This window comes from Pseudomonas sp. 18.1.10, assembly GCF_024655625.1.
Taxonomy (GTDB): domain Bacteria; phylum Pseudomonadota; class Gammaproteobacteria; order Pseudomonadales; family Pseudomonadaceae; genus Aquipseudomonas.
Window position 1 is genome coordinate 1 of the sequence record NZ_JANLGL010000362.1, and the last position, 3,557, is coordinate 3,557.

At 60.8% G+C, this 3,557-nt stretch carries 4 protein-coding genes; 1 reads left to right on the plus strand and 3 read right to left on the minus strand.

From position 1 onward, the window contains the following. Positions 1-76: 76 nt before the first annotated feature. From NUV89_RS28580 to NUV89_RS28590, 3 genes are all read right to left on the minus strand, one after another. Positions 77-910, minus strand: a complete 834-nt coding sequence (locus NUV89_RS28580) for a thymidylate synthase (protein WP_071485350.1) — start codon at positions 908-910, stop codon at positions 77-79. A 54-nt stretch (positions 911-964) separates the two neighbouring features. Beyond that, positions 965-1,777, minus strand: coding sequence for a prolipoprotein diacylglyceryl transferase (gene lgt / locus NUV89_RS28585; protein WP_257783955.1), 813 nt, complete (start codon positions 1,775-1,777; stop codon positions 965-967). Between the two features lie 64 nt (positions 1,778-1,841). Continuing rightward, complete coding sequence (locus NUV89_RS28590; protein ID WP_257783956.1) at positions 1,842-2,624, minus strand: sulfite exporter TauE/SafE family protein; 783 nt, start codon at positions 2,622-2,624, stop codon at positions 1,842-1,844. A 120-nt stretch (positions 2,625-2,744) separates the two neighbouring features. On the opposite strand from NUV89_RS28590, the gene NUV89_RS28595 reads away from it, so the two are divergent. After that, a complete protein-coding gene (locus NUV89_RS28595; RefSeq protein ID WP_257783957.1) occupies positions 2,745-3,491 on the plus strand; it encodes an NRDE family protein in 747 nt (248 codons plus the stop codon). Positions 3,492-3,557 lie beyond the last annotated feature (66 nt).

Sequence of the window (3,557 nt, forward strand, 5' to 3'; positions counted from 1 at the left end):
TCAGTTGGAACATCTTTGACTGATACACCGCATTCGCGAGCAAGCCCGCTCCCACACAAGCTCTATCCCACATGAATCAGATGGCGACGTCAGCCTTGATGCTCGGATCAGCGTCGTAACCGACGATTTCGAAGTCTTCAAATTTGTAATCGTAAATCGACGCAGGCTTACGCTTGATTACCAATTCCGGCAGCTTCTTCGGCGTGCGCGCCAGCTGGGTCTGGATCTGTTCCATATGGTTGCTGTACGCATGGGTGTCGCCGGTGGTGACGATGATCTCGTGGGGGATCAGGTCGCACTGCTGGGCCAGCATATGGGTGAGCAACGCCAGCGCGGCGGTGTTGTACGGCAGGCCGAGGAACACGTCGGAACTGCGGATATACAACTGCATCGACAGGTGTCCGTCGTGCACGAAGGCCTGGTACAGCAGGTGGCACGGCGGCAGGGCTTGCTTGCCGTTGCGCGCGTTTTCCTGGGGGCTCTTGGTTTCGTCGGGCAGGTACTCGACGTTCCAGCCGTGGAACAGGATGCGGCGGCTGTTGGGGTTGGTCTTCAACGTCTCGACCATGTAGTCGATCTGGTTGATCTTGCCGCCGTCCTTGGTCGGCCAGGCGGTCCATTGCTCGCCGTACACGGGGCCGAGGTCACCGTCTTCGGTGGCCCATTCGTCCCAGATCTTCACGCCGTTTTCATTCAGCCACTTGATATTGGTGTTGCCGCTCAACATCCAGATCAGTTCGTTGGCGATGCTTTTGAAGTGAAGCTTCTTGGTGGTCAACAGCGGGAAGCCGTCGGCCAAGTTATGCCGATACTGACGGGCGAACACGGCCTTGGTGCCGGTGCCGGTGCGGTCGCCCTTGGTCAGGCCATTGGTCACGACGTCGTTCAGTAGTTCGAGATATTGCTTCATTTGAGTACCCGTATCGTTGAAGCCGAGGCTGCTCGACAGCCTCGGCATTCGAATTTAAAGCGTCGCGTTTTTCAGCGGTTGCGGACGGTTGTACGCCCACCACAGCAGACCCAGGCCAACCAGGATCATCGGAATGCTCAGCACCTGCCCCATGGTCAACCAGCCCCACGCCAGGTAGCCCAGCTGTGCATCCGGCACCCGCACGAATTCGACGATGAAACGGAAGATCCCGTAGAACAACGCGAACATGCCCGACACGGCCATGGTTGGGCGTGGCTTGCGCGAGAAAATGTAGAGGATAAGGAACAGTGCAACGCCTTCCAACGCAAACTGGTAGAGCTGCGACGGATGGCGCGGTAGTTGCGCCGGGTCGCTGAACGGTGGGAACACCATCGCCCATGGCACGTCGGTCGGCTTGCCCCACAACTCGGCGTTGATGAAGTTGCCGATGCGCCCGGCGCCCAGGCCGATCGGCACCAGCGGCGCGACAAAGTCCATCAATTGGAAGAACGACTTGCCGTTGCGACGGCCGAACCACCAGGCGGCGATCATCACGCCGATAAACCCACCGTGGAACGCCATGCCGCCCTTCCACACTTCGAAGATCAGCGTTGGATTGGCGATGTACGCCGACAGATCGTAGAACAACACATAACCGAGTCGCCCGCCGACGATCACCCCCATCGACAGCCAGAAGACCATGTCGGAGAGCTTCTCCTTGGTCCAGGTCGGGTCGAAACGGTTCAGGCGCCGGGAGGCCAGCAGCCAGGCGCCGCCGATGCCGATCAGGTACATCAACCCGTACCAGTGGATTTTCAGCGGACCGATGGCCAGGGCCACCGGGTCGATCTGCGGGTAAGGCAGCATTGCGACTCCTCGTTAATCATTCGTTATGGCGCCCGGACCATGCCGGGCTGCGATTAAGCCTGCGTTACAGCAAAAAATTCAAACCGACGCAAAACAGCAAAGCGGCAAACAGCCGCTTGAGCAAACGTGGCGACAACCTGTGCGCCAGGCGCGCGCCGAAGCGGGCAAACACCATGCTGGTCAGGGCAATGCCCAGCAGCGCCGGCAAATACACGAACCCTAGACTATGAGCGGGCAGCAGCGGGTCATGCCAGCCCAGAATCATGAAACTTAATGCACTTGCCAGGGCGATCGGCAGGCCGCACGCCGAGGACGTGGCTACCGCCTGTTGCATCGGCACGCTGCGCCAGGTCAAGAACGGCACGGTGAGCGAACCGCCGCCAATCCCGAAAATCGCCGAGGCCCAGCCGATCACCGTACCGGCCAGGGTCAAGCCGAGCTTGCCCGGCACCGTGCGGCTGGCCTTGGGCTTGACCTCCAGGGCCAGTTGCAGGGCAATCACCAGCGCAAACACACCGATGACCTTCTGCAAATGCGGGCCGGAGATCGCCTCGGCGGTCAGCGCGCCAAATCCGGCGCCGATGAGGATGCCCACGGTCATCCACACAAAGATCGGCCAACGCACCGCGCCACGCCGGTGGTGCTCGCGCACCGCATTGATCGAGGTAAAGATGATGGTCGCCAGGGACGTGCCCACGGCCAGGTGGGTCAGCACCTGCGGGTCGAAGCCCTGCAAGGTGAAACTGAACACCAGCACCGGCACGATGATGATGCCGCCGCCCACGCCAAACAGCCCGGCGAGTACGCCTGCACAGGCGCCCAGCGCCAAATACAGCAAAAATTCCATGGGAGCCTCCCAGACAAGTCCGGCATGTTAACGGATGGAAGGCATGCGACCCAACTGGAGACGATGGAACGCCGCTGCTTGAGTGCGTAGAGTGGCTAAAAACACAAAAGGGATCGCCTGATGTGCCTGATTGTTTTCGCCTGGCGGCCGGGGCATGCCCAGCCGCTGATCGTCGCGGCCAACCGTGATGAATTCTACGCCCGCCCCAGCCTGCCGCTGGCCCAGTGGCCGGATGCACCCGAGGTCTACGCCGGCCGGGATCAGGAAGCCGGTGGTACCTGGCTGGGGGTGAATGCCGATGGGCGCTTTGCCGCCCTGACCAACATCCGCGACCCGCACCAGCCGCCCGCGCGCAAATCCCGAGGCGAACTGGTGGCGCGTTTTCTCAATGGAAGCCTGGCGATTGAAGACTATTTAGCCGACGTTAACGGCCGTTCGATTGAATATGCTGGATTTAACCTACTAGTGGGCACGCGGGATGAGTTGTGGCACTACAACGCCCATCACACAGAGCCGACGCGATTGCAGGCTGGGGTGTATGGGTTGTCCAACGCTGGGCTGGATACGCCGTGGCCGAAGTTGCTCAAGGCCAAGGCGGCGTTGAGTGCGGTGCTGGATGATCCGCAGCCGGAGGCGTTGCTGGGGATCTTGAGTGATCCGCTGACGGCGCCGTTTGCAGACTTGCCGGATACCGGGGTGGGGTTGGCGACGGAGAGTCTGTTATCCAGCGTGTTTATTGCCAGCCCCAGTTATGGGACGCGGGCGAGTACGGCGTTGATTGTGAATGCCGACGGGACGCGAAGGATGGTGGAGCGCAGTTTTGGGCCACATGGTGGGCGGCTGGGTGAGGTTGAACTCAATATCTAGCCACACCACAAAACCAATGTGGGAGCGGGCTTGCTCGCGAATGCGGTGGGTCAGCCAACACATGCG

Bases quoted from the DNA above. Each gene is read 5' to 3' on its own strand.
- NUV89_RS28595 (WP_257783957.1), top strand. From the start codon at position 2,745: ATGTGCCTGATTGTTTTCGCCTGGCGGCCGGGGCATGCCCAGCCGCTG.
- NUV89_RS28580 (WP_071485350.1), bottom strand. From the start codon at position 910: ATGAAGCAATATCTCGAACTACTGAACGACGTCGTGACCAATGGCCTG.
- lgt (WP_257783955.1), bottom strand. From the start codon at position 1,777: ATGCTGCCTTACCCGCAGATCGACCCGGTGGCCCTGGCCATCGGTCCG.
- NUV89_RS28590 (WP_257783956.1), bottom strand. From the start codon at position 2,624: ATGGAATTTTTGCTGTATTTGGCGCTGGGCGCCTGTGCAGGCGTACTC.